Source organism: Leclercia sp. GLN_9 (assembly GCF_043105735.1).
GTDB classification, from domain to species: domain Bacteria; phylum Pseudomonadota; class Gammaproteobacteria; order Enterobacterales; family Enterobacteriaceae; genus Enterobacter; species Enterobacter adecarboxylatus.
This window is the reverse complement of record NZ_JBICLV010000042.1, coordinates 15062-34681: the sequence shown is the minus strand read 5'-3', so window position 1 is coordinate 34681 and position 19620 is coordinate 15062. Positions and strand designations below refer to the sequence as shown.

The window sequence follows — 19620 nt, the reverse complement described above, 5'->3', positions numbered from 1 at the left end:
GGGCTACTTTTTCGACCGCCCGGCGATGATGTCATCCGCCACGATACGCGGCGCTTCGGCGTAATGGTGGAACTCCATGCTGTACGTCGCCCGCCCCTGGGACATGGATCGCAGCGTGGTGGCGTAACCGAACATCTCCGCCAGCGGCACGTCGGCGCGGATAATCTGGCTGCCGAACCGCTCCTCCATCCCCTGCACCAGGCCGCGGCGGGAGGAGAGATCGCCCATAATGTTACCGGCGTACTCTTCCGGGGTTTCGACCTCGACGTGCATCATCGGCTCGAGGATCACCGGGTCGGCTTTGCGCGCCGCATCCTTAAAGCCGAAGATGGCTGCCATGCGGAAGGCCATCTCTGAGGAGTCAACGTCGTGGTAGGAGCCAAAGGTCAGGATTGCTTTGACATCCACCACCGGGTAGCCCGCCAGCACGCCGCTGTTCATCGCCTCCCGCAGCCCCTTCTCCACCGACGGAATATACTCCCGCGGCACCACCCCGCCTTTGGTGGCATCGACAAAGGTGAAACCGCTGCCCGGTTCCTGCGGTTCGAGACTCAGCACCACATGGCCATACTGCCCTTTCCCGCCGGACTGGCGGACGAACTTGCCCTCGATATCGCTCACCCCTTTGCGGATGGTTTCCCGGTAGGTTACCTGTGGACGGCCAATATTGGCCTCGACGCCGAACTCACGCCGCATACGGTCAACGATAATCTCCAGATGCAGCTCGCCCATCCCGGAGATGATGGTCTGGCCGGACTCTTCGTCGGTATGCAGGTGGAAGGAGGGATCTTCTGCCGCCAGACGGTGCAGCGCGATGCCCATTTTCTCCTGGTCGGCTTTGGTTTTGGGTTCGATGGAGAGCGAGATCACCGGATCCGGGAACTCCATCCGCTCGAGGGTGATCACCGCGCCGGGGTCTGTCAGGGTATCCCCGGTGGTGACATCTTTTAGCCCCACGCAGGCGGCGATATCCCCGGTGCGTAACTCCTCGACGTCATGACGGTCGTTGGCATGCATCAGCACGATACGCCCGATGCGTTCTTTCTTACCCTTAACCGGGTTGAACACCGCGTCGCCTTTTTTTAACACCCCGGAGTAGACGCGGATAAAGGTCAGTTGGCCAACGTAGGGGTCGGACATCAGCTTGAACGCCAGCGCGGAGAAGGGTTCGTCATCGTTAGGGTGACGCTCGGCGTGCTGTCCTTTCTCATCCACCCCGTCGATGGCGGGCACGTCGAGAGGTGACGGCATCAGCTCGATCACCGCATCCAGCATTCGCTGCACCCCTTTGTTTTTAAAGGCGCTGCCGCACAGCATTGGCTGGATCTCCCCGGCAACCGTGCGTTGGCGCAAGCCACGGATGATGTCCGCGTCGTCCAGAGCGTTGGTTTCAAGGTATTTATCCATCAGATCGTCGCTGGCTTCCGCTGCCGCCGAGACCATTTTTTCCCGCCACGTCTGCGCGGTAGCCAGCAGGTCATCCGGCACCGGGGCATAGTTGAAGGTCATCCCTTGGGTAGCATCATCCCAGATAATGGCCCGCATCTTGATCAGATCGACCACGCCCGTGAAATGATCTTCGGCCCCGATGGGGATGACAATCGGCACCGGGTGGGCTTTCAGCCGGTCTATCATCATCTGCACTACGTGGAAAAAATCGGCCCCCGGACGGTCCATCTTATTGACGAAGGCAATACGCGGCACCCGGTACTTATTGGCCTGCCGCCAGACGGTTTCCGACTGCGGCTGCACGCCGCCCACCGAGTCGTAGACCATCACAGCCCCGTCCAGCACCCGCATGGATCGCTCCACTTCGATAGTGAAATCGACGTGCCCGGGGGTGTCGATAATATTGATATGGTGCGGCTCATAACCGCGATCCATCCCGGACCAGAAACAGCTTACCGCCGCAGAGGTGATGGTAATGCCCCGCTCCTGCTCCTGCGCCATCCAGTCGGTGATCGCCGCGCCATCGTGGACCTCCCCCATCTTGTGGCTCACCCCGGTGTAAAACAGGATGCGCTCGGTGGTGGTGGTTTTACCGGCATCAATATGTGCCGAGATGCCGATGTTGCGATAACGCTCAAGAGGAATGGACCGGATCATGATGCATCCTTATGTAATAGACACGACAATCACGCGCTGGGTTAGCGCGTGCAGGTATGTAGATCAGTGTAGTGCCCTGTCAACAGGGGGACGGGTGATTCTGCGGTCGAAGAGTAGAGAGAATCAGACCACCGGAGACCAGCTGTCATAGTGGAGCGTAAACTGTTGGGCCGCCCCCTGTTTCACCGTGGCCGTAATGGGCGCGTTGAAATGCATGCCCGAAACGATGAGTTTATCCGTCGCCACGCGCTCCAGAAGACGTTTGCGGGTGGCTGCCGCTGCCGCCGGATCGCTGTCAAAGGCGATGGTCACGTCCGGGTGTTCAACCTGAATGTGTGGGAAATGGACAATATCGCCCCAGATGAGAAGGGATTCTTTCTCGTCCCCTATAACGTAGCCGCTGTGCCCGGGCGTATGCCCCGGCAGTGCCACCGCCTGTATTCCCGGCAGGATATCCTCGTGTTTGAACGGAACCAGCTTCTGTTCGTAGGCCGCAAAAGCGTTTTGCGCCAGCGCGAAAGCGGGCTTGAAACCCTCCGGGGCAGAAGCCTGTAGCGTTTTATTGCGCCAGAAAGCCAGCTCATCCTGATGAACAAAGAGTCGCTCCACATTGCGGAAGTGTGGCGTGTGTAACGGGCCAGCCAGGCCGCCAATATGGTCAGGATGCGCATGGGTGAGCAGGATCGTATCAATTTGCAGCGGATCAATCCCTGCTGCTGCCAGCGCCACGGGCAGGCGTCCGCCCCAGCCCTTGAAGTTACCCGCCCCACTGTCAACCAGGATCGTCTGCTTGCCGTTCTGAATCACGTAGACGTTGATATTCATACGCGGCAGCGTCGATGCACCCCGCCGCTGCAGTACCGCTTCCGCTTGCGAACCGGTAATACCGGATAACAGTTCAAATGAAGCATCCAGATAGCCATCGCTCACCAAGGTGACCAGGGTATCACCCACCTGTTTGCGATTGACTGCGGGTGCCTGGTAATTGTGAAATTTCGACATGTCATGACCTCATTGCGTTGGATGACATCAGGATAAGTATTTGCTGGTACAGTAAAAAGTGGCTTTTTCGTATTACACTGTTATCCAATGAGAAACAATCCCACCAAAAGGCTGAAGACGATGAGCGCCAGGATGTTTGAACGGATGAACATATTTGTGGAGGTTGCCGAACAGGGCAGCTTTACCCGGGCGGCAGACAGACTACAGCTTCACCGCCCTGCCGTCACCAAAGCCCTGCAGCAGTTGGAAGACGAACTGGGGACAAAACTCCTCCATCGGACCACCCGCAAAATCAGCCTCACCTCGGAAGGGGAGCTTTTTTTTCAGCGTGCAAAAGTCTTACTGCATGAAGTAGACGACGTGCTGGCTTTCTTCTCGCCCACGCGTCCTCCCCGTGGTCGGCTGCGAGTCGATACGCCGCTGTCGCTGGCCCATGCGGTACTTATCCCTGCGCTCTCCGGGTTTCAGGAAAAATACCCGGATATTGAACTGGAACTGACCTCCTCAGATCACCGCGTCGATATGGTGGCAGAAGGGATCGACTGCGTGATCCGCCTTGGGGAGTTACAGGACTCGACGCTCATCTCCCGGCGTCTGGGTGATGCGCGACTGGTCACCTGCGCGGCGCCCGCTTACCTGAAAAAATACGGCACGCCTACAACCCCTGACGATCTGGCGGGACATAAAGCCGTAATGTTCTTTTCCGGTCAGAGCCGTGCGGTGATGGACTGGCGCTTTATGCAGGACGGCACGCCGGTGATTGTGCGCCCCGCACGCACCATGCTGGTGGATAATTCGGATATCTTGCTCTCGTGCGGGCTTGCCGGCCTGGGAATGTTGCAGGGCATCCGTGCGATTCTGGCTCCGCATCTGGAGTCTGGCAGGCTGGTTGAGGTCCTTGCCAGCTACACCACCGTCACTAAACCCATCTCAGTGCTTTATCCCGATCGCCGCTACCTTGCCCCCAAAGTGAGAGTCTTTATCGACTGGTTAAGCGCGCTTTTTGCCGACAATAGCGCCCAACTGCATGGATTGTTACCCCCAGGGAAACAGTGAAGTTCCGTGTGAGCTGTTTTTCCCCCGAATGCTGCCCGGTACAGTTTGACCTTCAATTTGTCCGTTACGTCATTCGAGGTGAGAAATGTCAAAAATAGCCATGTTCAACCAGACGGGTAGCGGCTTCGCTTCGCCCGGCCTACAGCAAGGTCTGCCCCCTCTCCCTCGAGAGAGATTAAGGGGATAGATCGCAGCCCGCCGGGTTAAAACCGGCTCTTACGCCTTATAAATAAACCGTTGGATAAAATCGGCAATATCGGCCTGGACCATTGCGCACTTTTCTGCTGAGGGTCGCACACCCAGAAACTCATCATATCCGCTCAGGAGTGAGATGAGCTGTCGCGTGGTGCGGCTGGCGTCGCACGCGCGGAAGATTCCATTTTCGACGCCCTCCTCAATGATGTCGCGCACCAGCTCGCTCCACGCCTGCATAATGGATTCAACCAGTTCAGCGTAAACGTCGTTATGCAGCGCCAATTGCCAGGTTGCGCCATACAGCTGCCAGGCGGCATCCTGCTCAAAGGGCAAAAAATCGGCGACCAGACGATCCATTTTTTGCGTGGAGGGTAAAGCCGCCACCTCTCGCGTAAAGATTTCCAGCTCGTCGCGCATAAACCGCTCCAGCGCCGCAATACACAAGGCCTGCCAGTTGCTGAAATAATGATAAATATGGCTGCGTGAGATCCCTAACGACTCGGTCAACTCACGCGTGGTGACGTTGGCAATCCCCTTCTCCAGAAATAGAGCGATAGCCCCGTCCAGAATCCTGACTTTTAACGCCTCTTTTGCTTCTTTCATCGACCTGCCTATGTTGACTTTGAGCAAGCGCTCAAATAGACTCACCCCACAGATTTGAGCAACCGCTCAAGTCCATCTTAACAAAAAACTTTATGCTTACCTTAAAAAATGCGGCACCCGCCGCAGTATCAAACAGCGCGGTCAAAACGCTCAAACTGCTGGGCCAACGACATAGCCGAAAACTCATTCTCACGTTCTTACTGGTGGCGGCTGAAAATATCACGATGCTGCTCTACCCTCTGCTGGCAGGCTTTGCGATCAATGCCATTGTTACGGGCCAGGCGTTACATGCCGTGCTCTATGCGGTGATGGTGTTTGTGATGTGGGCGATTGGCGCGGCAAGACGCAGCATCGATACCCGCACCTTTGCGCGCATTTACGCCGAGCTGGCCGTTCCGGTCATCATTGCGCAACGCGAAGAGCAGCACAGCGCCTCAACCATTGCCGCACGCGTGGCGCTGTCGCGTGAATTTGTTGATTTCTTCGAGAAACATCTGCCGGTGCTGGTGACCTCTGTCGCGTCAATCATCGGTGCCGCGGCGATGTTGCTCCTGCTACAGTTCTGGACCGGCGTCGCCTGTCTGTTCATCCTGGCTTTTTTTGCCCTCTTTTTACCGGGCTTCTCCTCCAGGAACGAAGCGCTATTCGTGCGACTAAACGATCGGCTGGAAAAAGAGGTGGCGTTCGTGAACAGCGCATCCAGGAGGTCGTTGTCCAGGCACTACGATGTGCTGGCGCGGCTCCGAATTAAGCTGTCAGATCGGGAAGCGTTTGGCTATTTAGCCATCGGTACGGTGACCGCGATTTTATTCGCCAGTACCATACTGACCATGTCGTTCGAAGGCGGAATGGATGCCGGGCATATCTATTCGGTCATGACCTACATGTGGATGTTTGCGATGAGTCTGGATGACGGGCCGCAACTGCTGGAAAAATATTCTCAGCTAAAAGATATTGGCAAGCGGGTAAATACCAGTACCCTTTGAAAGTAAGCGGCTCGCCTGGGCGGTATAAATTTTAGTATCCTATATCCTTATAAGCTTCGTTGGTTTTTACTATTAAAAGTAAAAAACCTGTGCCAATAAAAACAACAAATGGGATGATGATGCTTGCAACAAGCTCCCACATAGAGAGGGGATCATTTTCAACTGCGAAACTAATATAATACGCAAAGAGTGAAACTATAAAGAAAAACGCCGCCATACCTGCAGGCAACAGTGGATTACTCCATGTCCCCCATACAAGGTTTGCAGGAGTGGCGGTTTTCTGAGAAGAGAGCGCAGTAATACTAAATTTGTTTTTTTCTGAAGAAGCCACCAACTGCTCCCCCTGGGCATATTTCACCGCATCTGCCGCCAACGCCAGCGCGAGCCACCGATACCCGGCACTCTTCTCGCCTAATGAGGTATCAAGATCCAAACGTTCCGGCGCCTGCCCCTTTTCATCCAGGGCCTGCATTAACGGGTATTTCTCGGTACGGGAAAGACCGGTATACCAGAGCGTTTTTGGCGTAAGCACAGATTCCACCTGCAGATAGATCGGCATTTTTGCCTCAATATCTGTGACACCGGACATGGGCTGATACAGATAAACCGGTCTTTCACCTTCCTCCCAAACATAATGGTTGGTCAGCAGGAATGCACAGGCATTTTCCATGCACTTTGATTCGTCGTCTTCTTCATGCAAATCAAGAATAACAACTAACCGGTTTTCAATCCTGTAATCTGCCAGATTAGCCCATTGGCTGATAAGCGCATAATCGGGGCATTCCGTCATATATTCAATTTTGCAGGTACTGGCATGATCAACACTCATTCGCTCCAGTGAACGCCGGAGTTCTTCAATACAATTCTCATTCCCACCGCGAACCCAGACAACGATTTCAAACACACGATAATTGTATCCCTTCAGCTTTTCGGCCATCGGGGCCAGCAGGCGATTAAATATCTGTTCATTACGGGACTGGTCGAAAAGCGCTTCCTGGTGAATTTTAACCGGCGTTTTCGGTGCCAGCGGAAACTCCCCTTCAAGCTTCAACATATTCAGTGCCGGTTGCTCCAGAGGAGTGATTGCAGACCAGGCTGCAATAGCCACATTTTTCCGAGCATACGTTTTTAAATTGATTTCTCGCTCTTTTGCGATGAATTTACGCGTTTCGAAATAGTGAACATGGGTATCATCAAACATGAACGCTATATATACAAACATAGAGACAAGGCAGAAAGGGAGAATAACGGAAGGCACAAAAAATATAGCAGTAACATGTTCCTTTTCAGGCCAGGTTAATGCTCTGATCAGCAGACTGGCGCCTATAGCCAGAACATATATGGCAATAATTACCGCGACGGATACATTACTTTCTGCATCTGGCTGTTGCTTGTATAACCACCACTCTTTCATCACGCAGCCCCCGCAACAGGCAAGGTGCTTTTGATTTCGCAGCCACAGGCCGCGTGACAACCATCCACCACAACCCCCTTGCCGTGCATGGTCCAGGTTGGATGACATTCATTGATAGTGAATGTCCCTTTGTGCATAGGGCACTGCACCAGATCACCACTCAGGGCTACAGGCTTACCCATAAAGTCCGCACCAGTGGCTTTTATAACTTTTCCACCGCCTATAAGCGGGTCGTTCAGTCGAATGACACCTTTCATTATTTTTATCTCCTTATCGTCCTGCATCCATATCGCAGCGCATCCGGTCCCAGCCGGTGTAACCTTTCACCTCCGGGACTGTATCAGGTAAGTCCTGATAGTTTTGTTCATGACTTACAACTTTTCCTTCGAGCCATCCCTTAGTGAAGTACACCATACCCCACTTCCAACCGGGAAATTCCGGGGTAATTGACTGGACGGTACCATCGTCAAGTGTGTACGTTATACCGGGGCCCCCAGTGACAACGCGTGGGTCATCGAACGGCTTTGACGACATATAAAGCCGGTGTTTAGTTTGCAAAAAACCCTGATCATTGACGACGGTAAACGACACCGCGTCTTCGGCTGGTGCTCTGTTATCCCCATTAGGTTCATTATGACCGGGAGCAAAGCCAACAGCCCTCCATGTTTCGCCATAGTCTTTCGAAACAAGGAATCCATCCACCTCCCAGTTGGTAATAGCTATATATTTCTCTGACGGATGGATGAATTTACGGGTAAATATTCGATAAAACTGGCTGGCTGGTTGAGTGTGAATGCCTCGTTTTATATCCGTGTACCAGAGTTCACCTTCGCAGTCCCAGCCTTTAAGCTCCAGGTAGCGATGGTCATCGAACCGATAAATAACTTGTGTCGGCGGTTCCTTCGCCATGCATTCAGCAACCAGTACAACAGCGGCCACTGCGAAAGCGGTACATAATCCTTTCATTATTTATCGCCCCGCATCCATATCACAGCGCATCCGATCCCAGCCGGTGTAACCTTTCACTTCGGGGACTTTATCGGGTAAATCTTGCCAGTTCGTCTTCAGTTGTTGAGAGCTGCCCTCAAGCCCTTGCTTAGTCATGTAGATCATGCCCCAGGCCCAACCAGGGAATCGGGGTTCCAGCCTCCCGTGGACTGTGCCTCCCATACCGTCATCCACCGTATATTCAATGCCCGGGCCGCCAGGCAGAATCCGCGGGTCTTCAAAAGGCTTTGACGACATATACAGCAGGTGTTTAGTTTGCAAAAAACCCTGATCATTGACGACAGTGAAAGAGATAACATCATCATAATAAGGCGCGTTACCTCCATCAGGTTCATTGCCTCCAGGCGACATGGATGCCCCCCCTCTTTCCCATGTTTTCCCATAGTCCTTGGATACTGAAAAACCACCAGTAATATGTCCCCACCATGGAATTGCAAGATAGCGTTCTGATGGATGTACGAATTTTTTGGTAAAGATTCGATAAAACTGACTGGCTATTCTTGAATGGAAACCTCGCTTTGTATCCGTGTACCAGAGCTCACCTTCGCAGTTCCAGCCTTTGATTTCTAGGTGGCGGTGATCATCGAACCGATATACCACCTGCGTCGGTGGCTCCTTCGCCATACAATTAGCAGCCAGTGCAACAGCGGCCACTGCGAGAACGGCACATAATCCTTTCATTATTTATCGCCCCGCATCCATATCACAGCGCATCCGATCCCAGCCGGTATAACCCTTAACTTCGGGGACTTTGTCGGGTAGGTCCTGATAGTTTATCTTAAACTGCGCGGTATCCTCTTTTAGAGCTTCTTTGGTGATGTAATCCAGTCCCCATGCATGCCCTGGGAAATGAGGTTCCAGCCTCCCGTGGACTGTGCCTCCCATACCGTCATCCACCGTATATTCAATGCCCGGGCCGCCAGGCAGAATCCGCGGGTCTTCAAACGGCTTTGATGACATGTACAGCCGGTGTTTAGTTTGCAAAAAACCCTGATCATTGACGACGGTAAACGACACCGCGTCTTCGGCCGGTGCTCTTTTCTCCCCATTAGGTTCATTATGACCGGGAGCAAATCCAACAGCCCTCCATGTTTCGCCATAATCTTTCGAAACAAGGAATCCATCCACCTCCCAGTTTGGGATAGAAATATAACGTTCTGAAGGATGGATAAATTTACGGGTGAATATCCGGTAAAACTGAAAATAAGGCTGTGAGTGAATGCCCCGCTTTGTATCGGTATACCAGAGTTCTCCCTGACAATCCCAGCCTTTCAATTCCAGGTAGCGATGGTCATCGAAGCGATATACCACCTGCGTCGGTGGCTCCTTCGCCATACAATTAGCAGCCAGTGCAACAGCGGCCACTGCGAGAACGGCACATAATCCTTTCATTATTTATCGCCCCGCATCCATATCACAGCGCATCCGATCCCAGCCGGCGTACTCTTTTACTTCGGGGACTTTATCGGGTAAATCTTGCCAGTTCGTCTTAAATTGCTGAGTGCTGTTCCCCAGCGCTTGCTTAGTCATGTAGACCATGCCCCAGGCCCATCCAGGGAAACGGGATTCCAGCCTATCGCTTACTTTATTTCCCATCCCGTCATCTACGGTATAAGCAATCCCTGGACCGCCGGGCAAAATGCGTGGGTCTTCAAACGGCTTTGACGAAATATACAGCCGGTGTCTGGTCTGCAAAAAACCCTGATCGTTGACGACGGTAAACGACACCGCGTCTTCGGCTGGTGCTCTGTTATCCCCATTAGGTTCATTATGACCGGGAGCAAAGCCAACAGCCCTCCATGTTTCGCCATAATCTTTCGAAACAAGGAATCCATCCACCTCCCAGTTGGTAATAGCTATATATTTCTCTGACGGATGGATGAATTTACGGGTAAATATTCGATAAAACTGGCTGGCTGGTTGGGTGTGAATACCTCGTTTTATATCCGTGTACCAGAGTTCACCTTCGCAGTCCCAGCCTTTAAGCTCCAGGTAGCGATGGTCATCGAACCGATAAATAACTTGTGTCGGCGGTTCCTTTGCCATGCATTCAGCAGCCATTACAACAGCGGCCACTGCGAAAGCGGTACATAATCCTTTCATGCTCGATCCTTAAGCCAGTTGGCTGTCACTTTTAGGTTTTGGCATTTCCCATTGCAATAACTTTATTTCCTGGAAATCTTCCGACCTGACAATCCCCATCTCAATATGCCTTGGATTACGTGCACGGGGTCGGTTACCGGCATAATCATTCTCCACCCCGAACTCACCTTCAGGCAGCACTTTTTCGGGCTTATTCATATGGAATTTTGTTGAGATCTCAGGTAATTTGCCTGATCGATAATATTCTTTAGCATCACTATTTTTATTCAGTGGGTCGCGCCAGTCTGCCAGATGTAATAGCTCTTCCCAGAATTTCCCAGCCTTATAGTCAAACGATTTACATTGTCCAATTGCCAGATCGAACGCCATCGCATGTGAAGGCGCATATTCACTCATCACAATAGAAGAGTGCTGGCTGTAACCTACCGGATCGGTTTTCTGCCATTCCTTTTCCAGTTCCTCACGAGTTTTCCGCCAGGTAATGGTCAGCACTGGATAGTCTTTAGAACCACTGACCGCTCCATGAATAACGTCGAGTTTTCTGTCGGCCTTTTCAACTTTAAGTTCGTCTGGGGTTAAAATATGTCCCGGTTTCCAGCTAATACGCTGGTAACTGTTGAGCATATACATCGCAGATTCCGTGCGTTTGATGGTGCTGGCCTTGGCTGAATAAGAGATGTAGGCATCCGGGCTATCGGGATCGATATAATACGTATAGGGCGTGTCGCTGGTTTTCGGATCGTTATCAGGATAATTATCCTGACCCTGAAGCTTGAAAATAAAAGGTTCCGGTAATTCCTCGCCATTAACCACTACATCGCGCGCACTGTAGCTGGCATTTGTCCAGAAGGCATATTTTGCATCCCCCTCCTTTCGTGGCGGTAACTCTAAGGGTTTAGCGTCAGGGGCTTTTCCCACCTCACCATGCTGATAAAACACGCGCTGATACAGATTAGGAATTTCACTGGCTAGTTTCTGAGGAATGCCACGCCAGCCGATACCCTGCACATTTTCCAGCGACACGACACCGTCGTTCGGGCAAAAATAGTTATACACTTTACCGTCGTTGCTACGGCAATATCTGTCATCGGATCGCAGCGGGTTATCGGAGGGCTTTCGCAGGATACAGGAGGCCTCCAGGTTCAATAATTCCGCTTCAGACATCTTTCCGCCACCTTTCCATTGCGTATACATCAGGCGACAGAAGTTTTTAAAGGTCTTCTGTCTTGCTGAGTCGGTCTGTTGATAGCCAGGCTGAATATTTTCAGCCACGCGCGACTCTAGTGAATAGGGAGAGTGGTTAAGAATCACACAGTTAACCGGAGCATATCCGGCTTGCTTAACCAGCATATTTGCCAGCATGGTAATGATCGTGCCCTGACTGTGGGCCACAACGTTAATCACATCTTTTACAGTAATAGGCTCACTTCGAATCTGCAGAATCAAATCCGCCAGCCGTTGAGCGGCAAAGAATTGATAAATCCGGTGCGGGTTTTCAAAGATAGGATGCGTGAAATCGCCATCATTAAAGTGCAACGAAGCAAATCCCGCAGCGGCCACACCGAAGCCACCCGCACCGGGTCCTAACATATCGGGGATAGTGGTCGTAGCATTAGCAAAGGTCCCGCCATTTTTGGCAAAGTGCGTATCCAGCGCATTTTTGAAGTTATCGTTGTGGTACTTAAACGGTCCGTTGCCGTCATTACCCAGCGCGGCTTTATTCGCTTCGTTATCTTCCTGGTAAGCATCATAGGGTAAATGGGCTTTGTCACTCATCTTGCCGACCTCTTCCCGGTAGCGTTTCTGATCTGCCCGGTAATCGTCATGGGTGACCGGTTTATATCCCCAGTAAAACGGGATAATGGGCGAGCGACCGGGCGCCGCGATCCTGTAATCTTTCCACTGATGGGCGTAAAAATCCTGGCGGTTAAGCCGTTTCCCCAGTCCTGCAAGTATCCCCTTCTCCTGATTCTGGTAGGCTTCACCCACATCGTTCACGCCGTGGATCAGAATGATAATCCCCGGCATCGGGCGCGGTACTCCCACGTTGCGCGTCTGGGCAGCCTCTCCCAGAGTTCTGTGTACCGGAATATCCCCTTCCGATACCACCCGCGGGGCGTACGGTTTTGTCTTCGACTCCGTCATTCCATCAGCTCCATTTTGTAACTATCGAGGTCGTCAGCATCAAGCAGCGGTGAATGACCCTTGCTGTCCGTGACGCCTTCTACAATCTGGCCGGCCGAATTCGTCAGTCTGAATTTTTTGTTCGCCAGAATTTGCTCCGGGTCATCGCCAGCGTGCAGCTTGTAACGGAGTTTAAATGCGCCTTTCTCGAAGGATGGTGATTGGACTGACGCACTATCCGGACCGTCGTATTTCAGGCTCGGCGCTTTCAGTTCAATGCCGGTTGGCGAGAAAAGGGTAACCAGCCCGTTTGGGCTGATACGGATCCCGCCCCCGCCGCAGACAAACTGCATCCCCTCCCGGGCACTGCCGTTCATCTTCCCGGCGGTGCTGGTCATCGTAAAATCCTTCTGCGACAGCATGTGCATTTCACCGCGCTGTGCCTGAGACGTAATATCTCCCGCGCCGGCAATCATCTGGATACCGAGCTTGCGGGCAAACAGCGAAATTTTCTCCCCCACGGCCAGCGAGAATTTTTTCACCACATTCATGCTGGTATCATTGCCTGCCGTGACGATCAGGTCTTGCCCGGCTGACAGTTGCAGGCTATCCGGGGTCACCTGAGCGACGCCGTTTTTGCCATACGCCAGAATGCCAGGCCCCGTGAGGTGACTTAACGTCTGGCTGAGCGCATTCTGCCGATCGGTTTCCACATGACTGGCACCAGCCGTCAGCGCACTTTGCTGCAGGGTCATCGCCAGCGTTAAGGCTTTCTCCAGTTGCGCAATGGCGTCCGTCATATCCAGCTGTTTTCCCGCGGCACGCGGCTGGGCCTCTGTGGTTATCATCACCCCTTTAGCGGCACGCAGCGCCATCCAGTCGTCGGTACGGGCTTCCACGCCTTCCCCGCGTTTTTTACCTTCCGCATCCACCAGGTGGCCAACGCTGAATTGCCCTTTGCCGTACTCCGTGGAAATCTTGATATGCTCCTTGCCGCGGCGGTCCTCAAGACGGATCTTGTTGGACGCGGCCGTGCGGATCACGTTGCGGCTATCGTTGCGGTTGGTGACTAAATCCGGCCGGCTGCCATCGTGCATTACGTGAGCAATGAAAGGCCGGTCTGGATCGCCGCCTTCAAAACCCACGGCGACCTCGGTTCCGTCCAGTAGTGGAAAGTGGATACCAAAGGTGTCACCCGCATACGCTCTGCCGAGGCGTACCAGGGCGCTTTCGAACCCGTCACGCTTTTCATCAAGGTCAAAATCAAACTTCACCCGGTAGCGACCATGCGCATCAAGCCCGGCATAGGTTTTATCTCCCCCGATAGCCGCCACTCTGGCGGGTATCGTTCCGGCTATCACTGGTCGGGGTATATAGCCAGGGCGGAAGCTGTAGCTCCTGGTACAGGGGATCCCCGACAACACGGCGCGGTAGTGTTCCGCGCGGCTGCTGCGGATAGTCATCTTCGTTATCAGAAAACCGGACTTAAACCCATCAGGGATGGGGCCTGTAGGGTTAAACATAATGCCCGGCTGAAGTTCGGGATCGCTGGTGGTTGCCCCCAGAACACTCTGGCTGTTCAGTAGACGCTCATAGCGCAACCTTGCGTAAAACGTAGCCGTTTCCGCCTCTGTGCCATAACAGTCACCATCAGTGAGATAGGGATCGGCGTAGTGATAGTGTTGCCCGAAAGTGATGCCCTGAGGAATGTCACTCATTTCAATGGTTTTATCCGCCTGCGGTGAATGCGGTTCGCGGTAGTTGTAGGTGCGAACCAGCACGTTTTTAGGGATCAGGTCGTGCTGTTCTTCCAGATCGGTTATGTATTCGGCATAACTGGTCATGCCAGAATGGCGGACATAAGGCACCTGTTTGTCGCAAAAGCGGTAACGGCGGTCAGAATCGCCGAAAATAACCACAGTTTCCGCCTTCACTTTGTCGTGATTCTCTAAGCGGAACCAGATCCCCACTTCAGCCAACAGCCGGCGGATAAACTGCAGATCGGTTTCTTTCCACTGAACGATCATTTCCCGACGCAGATAGTTGTGGCTCAGTTGGTCAAAATCGATGTTGTAGCCTTCAAAGTGACCACTGTCCTTCATTAGCTTTGTGACAAGCTCCGGGACCGTCATGTTCATGTACACGGCGGAACGATAGTTCTTATCCAGCAGCGCCAGCTCATGCTCCAGCACACATTCATACAGGGCTTCATCACCTGAAGACTTAAGGCGGGAAAATTTGGTGATCGTGCCATTGATCTGCCGTACCGGCAGCCAGGGCGTTTGCCCTTGCCAGGCGGCTTTTGGATTGGGGGCACGCAGAATAAATTCAGCCATCTGGTTAAGGACGGCATCAATGGCAATGTTCTGATCCGGACTGGTAAAGCGGATAGTATAGCGCCAGGGCTCGCTCAATCCCTCTGTTCCAGTAAATGAATGAACATCAGGAATAACGTTTTGATTATGGGGAAAGTACAGTAAATATCGGTTTAAGGTCGTCTGTTGCTGGAGTAATTCGGATTGCCCTTCCATTGTCAAACATCCTTTTAATTAACGGTGGCTTTATTTCAATATTACACCCCTATTGATAATTAAAATATGATTCAACCCAGCAAAACCAGGCGCCAAAAACTTAATAACATTCACCAAAGAAATTAATAAATATAAAGCAATCAACAAGCAAATATAAAATGGATTATTTATTTACAAAAGGAAAATGAAAGTGAAGCCGAATTATATAAGCACCATGATAAAAAATTATTAATCATTATTCTAATAAGCAGCAGAACGCCTGAGGAAATGACATGGCAACAAAATACAGTATTTTACCAAATTACCCTGTTCATCGGGTGGCAACTAGGCCTCATCCGGCCGATGGATGCCGCGCGATTATCGCCGGGCAAGCGCAGCGCCGCCCGGCAAAACAGTGCGCTCTGATCCACTCCCCCACAGCAGAGAGAGCAAACGCACGCAACGGTAACCTGAGTTACCGTTTTGCCTTTACATCGAATATCCCGGCTTCTTAATCAACTCGTCCAGCTTCGGGCCAATCTCCGTATCCCACACCTGCGTTTTCCAGTCGGCTTCCTGAACCTCGTTCAGGGCCACAGAAATAGAACGATCTTTACTGTTCAGATGGCGGGTAATCACCTCGGCGATATCTGCGGCCAGGGCGGTTTTTTGCTCGTCGTTCAGGTCACGGGGAAAACATTTAATATCTACGTGTGGCATGTGCAGGCTCCTTTTGAGTAAGCGTTTCAGACTAGCAGAGAATATCGTTCGCTTTTAGCACCTTGTGCAGTTTCGGGAGCTTGCACACGCTATCGGCAATTGCCGTGATGTTCGGCGTATTAGCGGCAAACCAGTCCGGGCGTGGCCCCCAGGTACGCATCACACACAGATAACAGTCGATAAGGGTAATCTGCTCGCCAAAGGTATAGGGCGTGGCTTTAAGGTGATTATCCAGCCACAGGTAGAGCGATTTGCGGTATTCGCGGCAGCTTTGTTGCAGCTGTTCCGGGGCGTCTGGCGCCCAGCGTTCCGGGTAATCGGCATAGGTAAAGGTGGGATAGACGTTGGCCACCAGCCAGATCAGCAGGCGCTGGAACTGCTGGCGATCCGCGTGCCCGACGGGCGGTGCCAGATCGGGACAGCGATCCAGCACCAGCAGCGCAATGGCTGCCGTTTCCGTCATGATCTCGCCGTTTTCCAGCTCCAGGGTCGGCACCTGGCACAAGGGGTTGAGTTTTTCGAGAAGTTCACGGGTTTCGCCGGGCTTATCAAACCCGTCAACGTTGATGAACTGATAGGGAATGTCGGCCAGGGTCAGCATGACTTCACTGATGGCTGAACCCCAGCCAGGGACGCCATAGACTTTGATCATCGGTAACACCTCAGTCAAAGCCTTAAGTGTAGAGCAGCCTCAGTAGGTTATCCCGGGCGGGTTGACCACTGACTGCGCCACCGCTTCGCCCTGCTCGCCCCAGCGCGCCAGCACCTTCTGGTAATCACCCCGCTGGATGGCGCCGTCGAGCGCGGCCTGCAAGGCATACACCAGCCCATTCCCCTTTTTGGTGGTAGTAGCCACGTACGCTTTTTTCGGCCCTAAGCCCACCACCCGGGTTTTGCCGGTCAGGGCCTCTTTATAGGCCGAGACCGACTGCGGGCCGAAGAACACATCTGCCCTGCCGGACTGAATATAGAGATTGCCGGAGGCGTCGTCAGTCAGGTAGACCGGCAGCGCAGGCTCGCGCCCGGCATTTTTATTCTCTTCGTTCCAGCCCAGCAGAATGCGCTCCTGGTTGGTGCCAGAGCCGACAATCACCTTTTTACCCGACAGATCGGCGGCCCCCTTAATCGACTGCACCTCGCTGGTGGACTTTACCGAAAAGGCCAGCGAATCGACGCGATAGGTGGCGAAATCAAACTTCTGTTTACGCTGCTCGGTCACCGCAATGTTCACCAGCGCCACATCATAGCGCCCGGAGGTAATGCCGAGCGGCCAGTCCTCCCACGCCGTCGGCACCAGCTTAAGCTTCAGCCCGAGACTGCCCGCCAGCAGTCGGGCGATATCCGGGTCACTGCCAATGCGGGTGCGGTTATCGCTGGCCAGCAACGCCAGCGGCGGTGAGTTCAGGGCCGAAATGGCGACGGTTAATGTACCCGGTTCGACAAATTTGTAGTTCGCCGGGATCTTCGTCACCGCCTGCGGGTCTACCGATACCGGCAGCGGCTGCTCGTTAGCTTTCAAATCGATGGCGGCGTGGCTGGTCGACGCCACCATGAATAGCGCCAGTAATCCTTTTTTCATCTTCTCTCCTTAGAGCACTTTCGACAGGAACTGCCGCGTTCGGGCGTGGGACGGACGGTTCAACACCTCGTCGCTGCTGCCCTGTTCCACGATTTTGCCATCCACCATAAAGACCACCTGGTCGGCAACTTCCCGGGCGAAGCCAATCTCGTGCGTGACCACCACCAGCGTCGTGCCGGAGCGGGCCAGCTTTTTGATCACGTCCAGCACCTCGCCCACCAGCTCGGGATCCAGCGCCGAGGTCGGCTCATCAAACAGCATCACTCGCGGGCGCAGCGCCAGCGCGCGGGCTATGGCGATGCGCTGCTGCTGCCCGCCGGAAAGATGGCGTGACCAGGCATCGGCTTTATCGCGCAGCCCCACCACGTCCAGCAGATCGTAAGCCCGCTCTACCGCCTCTTTACGGCTCAGCTGTTTATGCGCGATGGGCGCTTCGATCAGGTTCTCCAGCACCGTCAGGTGCGGGAACAGGTTGAAGTTCTGGAACACATAGCCGACGTTAACCCGCTGTTTGAGGATCGCATTCTCCTTCAGCTCGTACAGCATGTTGCCCTCCCGCCGATAGCCAATGTAATCCCCGTCAATCTGGATAAAGCCTTCATCGACCCGCTCCAGGTGGTTAATGGTGCGCAGCAGCGTGGATTTACCGGAGCCGGACGGGCCGAGGATCACCGTTACCGAGCCGGGCGGTATCTCCAGCGAGACGTTATCCAGCGCCTTGTGGCGACCAAAGAACTTACTGACGCCGGTTATCGAAATATGTCCTTCAGGAGAGGCTTGCATGGACAGGCTCCTGTGTGGTTTGGGTGGTAACGGAACGGGTGCGGGTTGCGCGGGTAGAGTTCACCGCCGAGCGGCGCTCGCTGCGGGCCAGGGCGCGCTCAACCAGATGTTGGATGGCGGAAAGGACGGTAGTGATCACCAGATACCAGACGGCCCCCACCATCAGCAGCGGGATCACCTCCTGGGTGCGGTTGTAGATCATCTGGATGGTATAGAACAGCTCCGGCATCGCCAGGACGTAAACCATCGCCGTGCCCTTGGCGAGACTGATGATTTCGTTAAATCCGGCAGGCAGAATGGTGCGCAGCGCCTGCGGCAAAATAATCCGCAGGGTGCGACGCGAAGCCGGTAACCCCAGGGCCGCTGCCGCTTCATACTGGCCGTGATCGACCCCGAGGAAGCCGCCGCGAATGATCTCCGCCGTATAGGCGCTCTGCACCAGCGTCAGCCCGACCACCGCGGTGGAGAATTGCCCCAGCACATTGATGGTCTCAAAGCTGCCCCAGGTAATGCCGGTGAACGGCACGCCGAGGGACAGGGTGTCGTACAGATAGGAGAAGTTATAGAGGATGATCAGCACCACAATCAGCGGCAGGGAGCGGAACAGCCAGATGTAACCCCAGGCGAGACTGCTCAACAGCCAGGATGACGAGAGCCGCGCCAGCGCTAACAGGCCGCCGATCACCACGCTGAGCGCGGTGCCAATCAGGGTCAGCAGCAGCGTCTGCCCCACCCCTTCCAGGATCACCGGGTCGAAGAACCAGCGCGCAAACACGCTCCACTCCCAGCGGGGGTTAAAGGCCACTGACTGGATCACCACCGCCAGTACAAACAGCGCCACGATCGCGCCCACCGTGCGCAGCGGGTAGCGCGCCGGGACCACTTTGATGGTTTCAACGTTGTTCATGGTCGTTCCTCATGCCGATTTACTGAACGTTTCACGTACCAGCGTTTTGGTGAAGCGCAGCCGCCCGTCGAACGGCGGCTGGCTGTACTCTTCCGGATCGCGGGTCAGGTCGAACTGGGCCGTGTAGCCCTGACTCAGATAGAGTCGCACCGCCTCCGGCTGGCGAAAGCCGGTGGTGAGGTAGATCTGGCTGTATCCGGCCAGTATCGCCCGGCGCTCCAGCTCCTGTACCACCCGGGCGGCAAGCCCCTGCTGGCGCAGGGATTTGTCGGTCCAGATCCGTTTGATCTCGGCGGTCTGGGCATCGAAGGGTTTATAGGCCCCGGTGGCGATGATTTTTCCGTCGCGCTCCAGCACAATAAACAGCCCCTGCGGCGCCAGATACCACTCGGTCAGTTCGACCTCCGCATCTTTAGAGAAATAGTCGCCGTAGCGCGCCGCGTACTCTCCGAACAGCCCATTAATGATGGGTTGAAGATCGGCGTCTTCCGGCGAAACATCACGAAAAAGGTCGCGCATAGGTT

19 protein-coding genes are annotated in these 19620 nt (G+C 53.9%); 2 read left to right on the top strand and 17 right to left on the bottom strand.

The window, feature by feature from the left end; genetic code table 11:
* Positions 1–3: 3 nt before the first annotated feature.
* Together fusA and ACF8PE_RS21450 are read right to left on the bottom strand one after the other, a co-directional pair.
* On the bottom strand, positions 4–2106 hold the full coding sequence (gene fusA / locus ACF8PE_RS21455) for an elongation factor G (RefSeq protein WP_392495254.1): 2103 nt from the start codon (positions 2104–2106) through the stop codon (positions 4–6).
* Positions 2107–2229: 123 nt separating this feature from the next.
* A complete protein-coding gene (locus tag ACF8PE_RS21450; RefSeq protein ID WP_392495253.1) occupies positions 2230–3108 on the bottom strand; it encodes an MBL fold metallo-hydrolase in 879 nt (292 codons plus the stop codon).
* Positions 3109–3228: 120 nt separating this feature from the next.
* Here ACF8PE_RS21450 and ACF8PE_RS21445 point away from each other — a divergent pair, with 120 nt between their 5' ends.
* Positions 3229–4164: a LysR family transcriptional regulator gene (locus ACF8PE_RS21445; RefSeq protein ID WP_223610539.1), complete on the top strand. Its 936-nt coding sequence runs from the start codon at positions 3229–3231 to the stop codon at positions 4162–4164.
* A gap of 216 nt (positions 4165–4380) precedes the next feature.
* Here the strand turns inward: ACF8PE_RS21445 and ACF8PE_RS21440 are convergent, their stop codons facing one another.
* On the bottom strand, positions 4381–4962 hold the full coding sequence (locus ACF8PE_RS21440) for a TetR/AcrR family transcriptional regulator (protein ID WP_032618173.1): 582 nt from the start codon (positions 4960–4962) through the stop codon (positions 4381–4383).
* 92 nt (positions 4963–5054) lie between these two features.
* On the opposite strand from ACF8PE_RS21440, the gene ACF8PE_RS21435 reads away from it, so the two are divergent.
* Positions 5055–5948 (top strand): ABC transporter six-transmembrane domain-containing protein, encoded by an 894-nt coding sequence (locus ACF8PE_RS21435; protein WP_032618172.1) that lies wholly within the window; start codon positions 5055–5057, stop codon positions 5946–5948.
* Positions 5949–5979: 31 nt separating this feature from the next.
* Here the strand turns inward: ACF8PE_RS21435 and ACF8PE_RS21430 are convergent, their stop codons facing one another.
* The 14 genes from ACF8PE_RS21430 to ACF8PE_RS21365 form a co-directional block, all read right to left on the bottom strand.
* A complete protein-coding gene (locus ACF8PE_RS21430; RefSeq protein ID WP_164540393.1) occupies positions 5980–7362 on the bottom strand; it encodes a hypothetical protein in 1383 nt (460 codons plus the stop codon).
* Positions 7362–7619 (bottom strand): PAAR domain-containing protein, encoded by a 258-nt coding sequence (locus tag ACF8PE_RS21425; protein ID WP_032618206.1) that lies wholly within the window; start codon positions 7617–7619, stop codon positions 7362–7364. Before ACF8PE_RS21425 ends, ACF8PE_RS21430 begins: the two co-directional genes overlap by 1 nt.
* Before the next feature lie 13 nt (positions 7620–7632).
* Positions 7633–8328 carry a hypothetical protein gene (locus ACF8PE_RS21420; protein ID WP_392495252.1) on the bottom strand — a complete coding sequence of 232 codons (696 nt, stop codon included), beginning with the start codon at positions 8326–8328 and terminating at the stop codon, positions 7633–7635.
* A gap of 3 nt (positions 8329–8331) precedes the next feature.
* Positions 8332–9051, bottom strand: a complete 720-nt coding sequence (locus ACF8PE_RS21415; protein ID WP_392495251.1) for a hypothetical protein — start codon at positions 9049–9051, stop codon at positions 8332–8334.
* Positions 9052–9054: 3 nt separating this feature from the next.
* On the bottom strand, positions 9055–9762 hold the full coding sequence (locus ACF8PE_RS21410) for a hypothetical protein (protein ID WP_144837986.1): 708 nt from the start codon (positions 9760–9762) through the stop codon (positions 9055–9057).
* Positions 9763–9765: 3 nt separating this feature from the next.
* Positions 9766–10473 (bottom strand): hypothetical protein, encoded by a 708-nt coding sequence (locus ACF8PE_RS21405; protein ID WP_032610787.1) that lies wholly within the window; start codon positions 10471–10473, stop codon positions 9766–9768.
* Between the two features lie 9 nt (positions 10474–10482).
* Complete coding sequence (locus ACF8PE_RS21400; RefSeq protein ID WP_144837988.1) at positions 10483–12618, bottom strand: DUF3274 domain-containing protein; 2136 nt, start codon at positions 12616–12618, stop codon at positions 10483–10485.
* Positions 12615–15128, bottom strand: coding sequence for a type VI secretion system tip protein VgrG (locus ACF8PE_RS21395; RefSeq protein WP_144837990.1), 2514 nt, complete (start codon positions 15126–15128; stop codon positions 12615–12617). Before ACF8PE_RS21395 ends, ACF8PE_RS21400 begins: the two co-directional genes overlap by 4 nt.
* Positions 15129–15596: 468 nt before the next feature.
* Positions 15597–15827, bottom strand: coding sequence for a tautomerase PptA (pptA, locus tag ACF8PE_RS21390; protein ID WP_059307881.1), 231 nt, complete (start codon positions 15825–15827; stop codon positions 15597–15599).
* A 31-nt stretch (positions 15828–15858) separates the two neighbouring features.
* Positions 15859–16479 carry a glutathione S-transferase family protein gene (locus tag ACF8PE_RS21385; protein ID WP_032618168.1) on the bottom strand — a complete coding sequence of 207 codons (621 nt, stop codon included), beginning with the start codon at positions 16477–16479 and terminating at the stop codon, positions 15859–15861.
* Between the two features lie 39 nt (positions 16480–16518).
* Positions 16519–17406 carry a transporter substrate-binding domain-containing protein gene (locus ACF8PE_RS21380; protein WP_151584649.1) on the bottom strand — a complete coding sequence of 296 codons (888 nt, stop codon included), beginning with the start codon at positions 17404–17406 and terminating at the stop codon, positions 16519–16521.
* Positions 17407–17415: 9 nt separating this feature from the next.
* Positions 17416–18189 carry an amino acid ABC transporter ATP-binding protein gene (locus ACF8PE_RS21375; RefSeq protein WP_392495250.1) on the bottom strand — a complete coding sequence of 258 codons (774 nt, stop codon included), beginning with the start codon at positions 18187–18189 and terminating at the stop codon, positions 17416–17418.
* The gene (locus ACF8PE_RS21370; RefSeq protein ID WP_032618165.1) at positions 18173–19096 is read right to left on the bottom strand and encodes an amino acid ABC transporter permease; all 924 of its coding nucleotides are present in this window, start codon (positions 19094–19096) and stop codon (positions 18173–18175) included. The genes ACF8PE_RS21375 and ACF8PE_RS21370 overlap by 17 nt, the downstream gene beginning before the upstream one ends.
* A 9-nt stretch (positions 19097–19105) precedes the next feature.
* The gene (locus ACF8PE_RS21365) at positions 19106–19615 is read right to left on the bottom strand and encodes a GNAT family N-acetyltransferase (RefSeq protein ID WP_077227949.1); all 510 of its coding nucleotides are present in this window, start codon (positions 19613–19615) and stop codon (positions 19106–19108) included.
* Positions 19616–19620 lie beyond the last annotated feature (5 nt).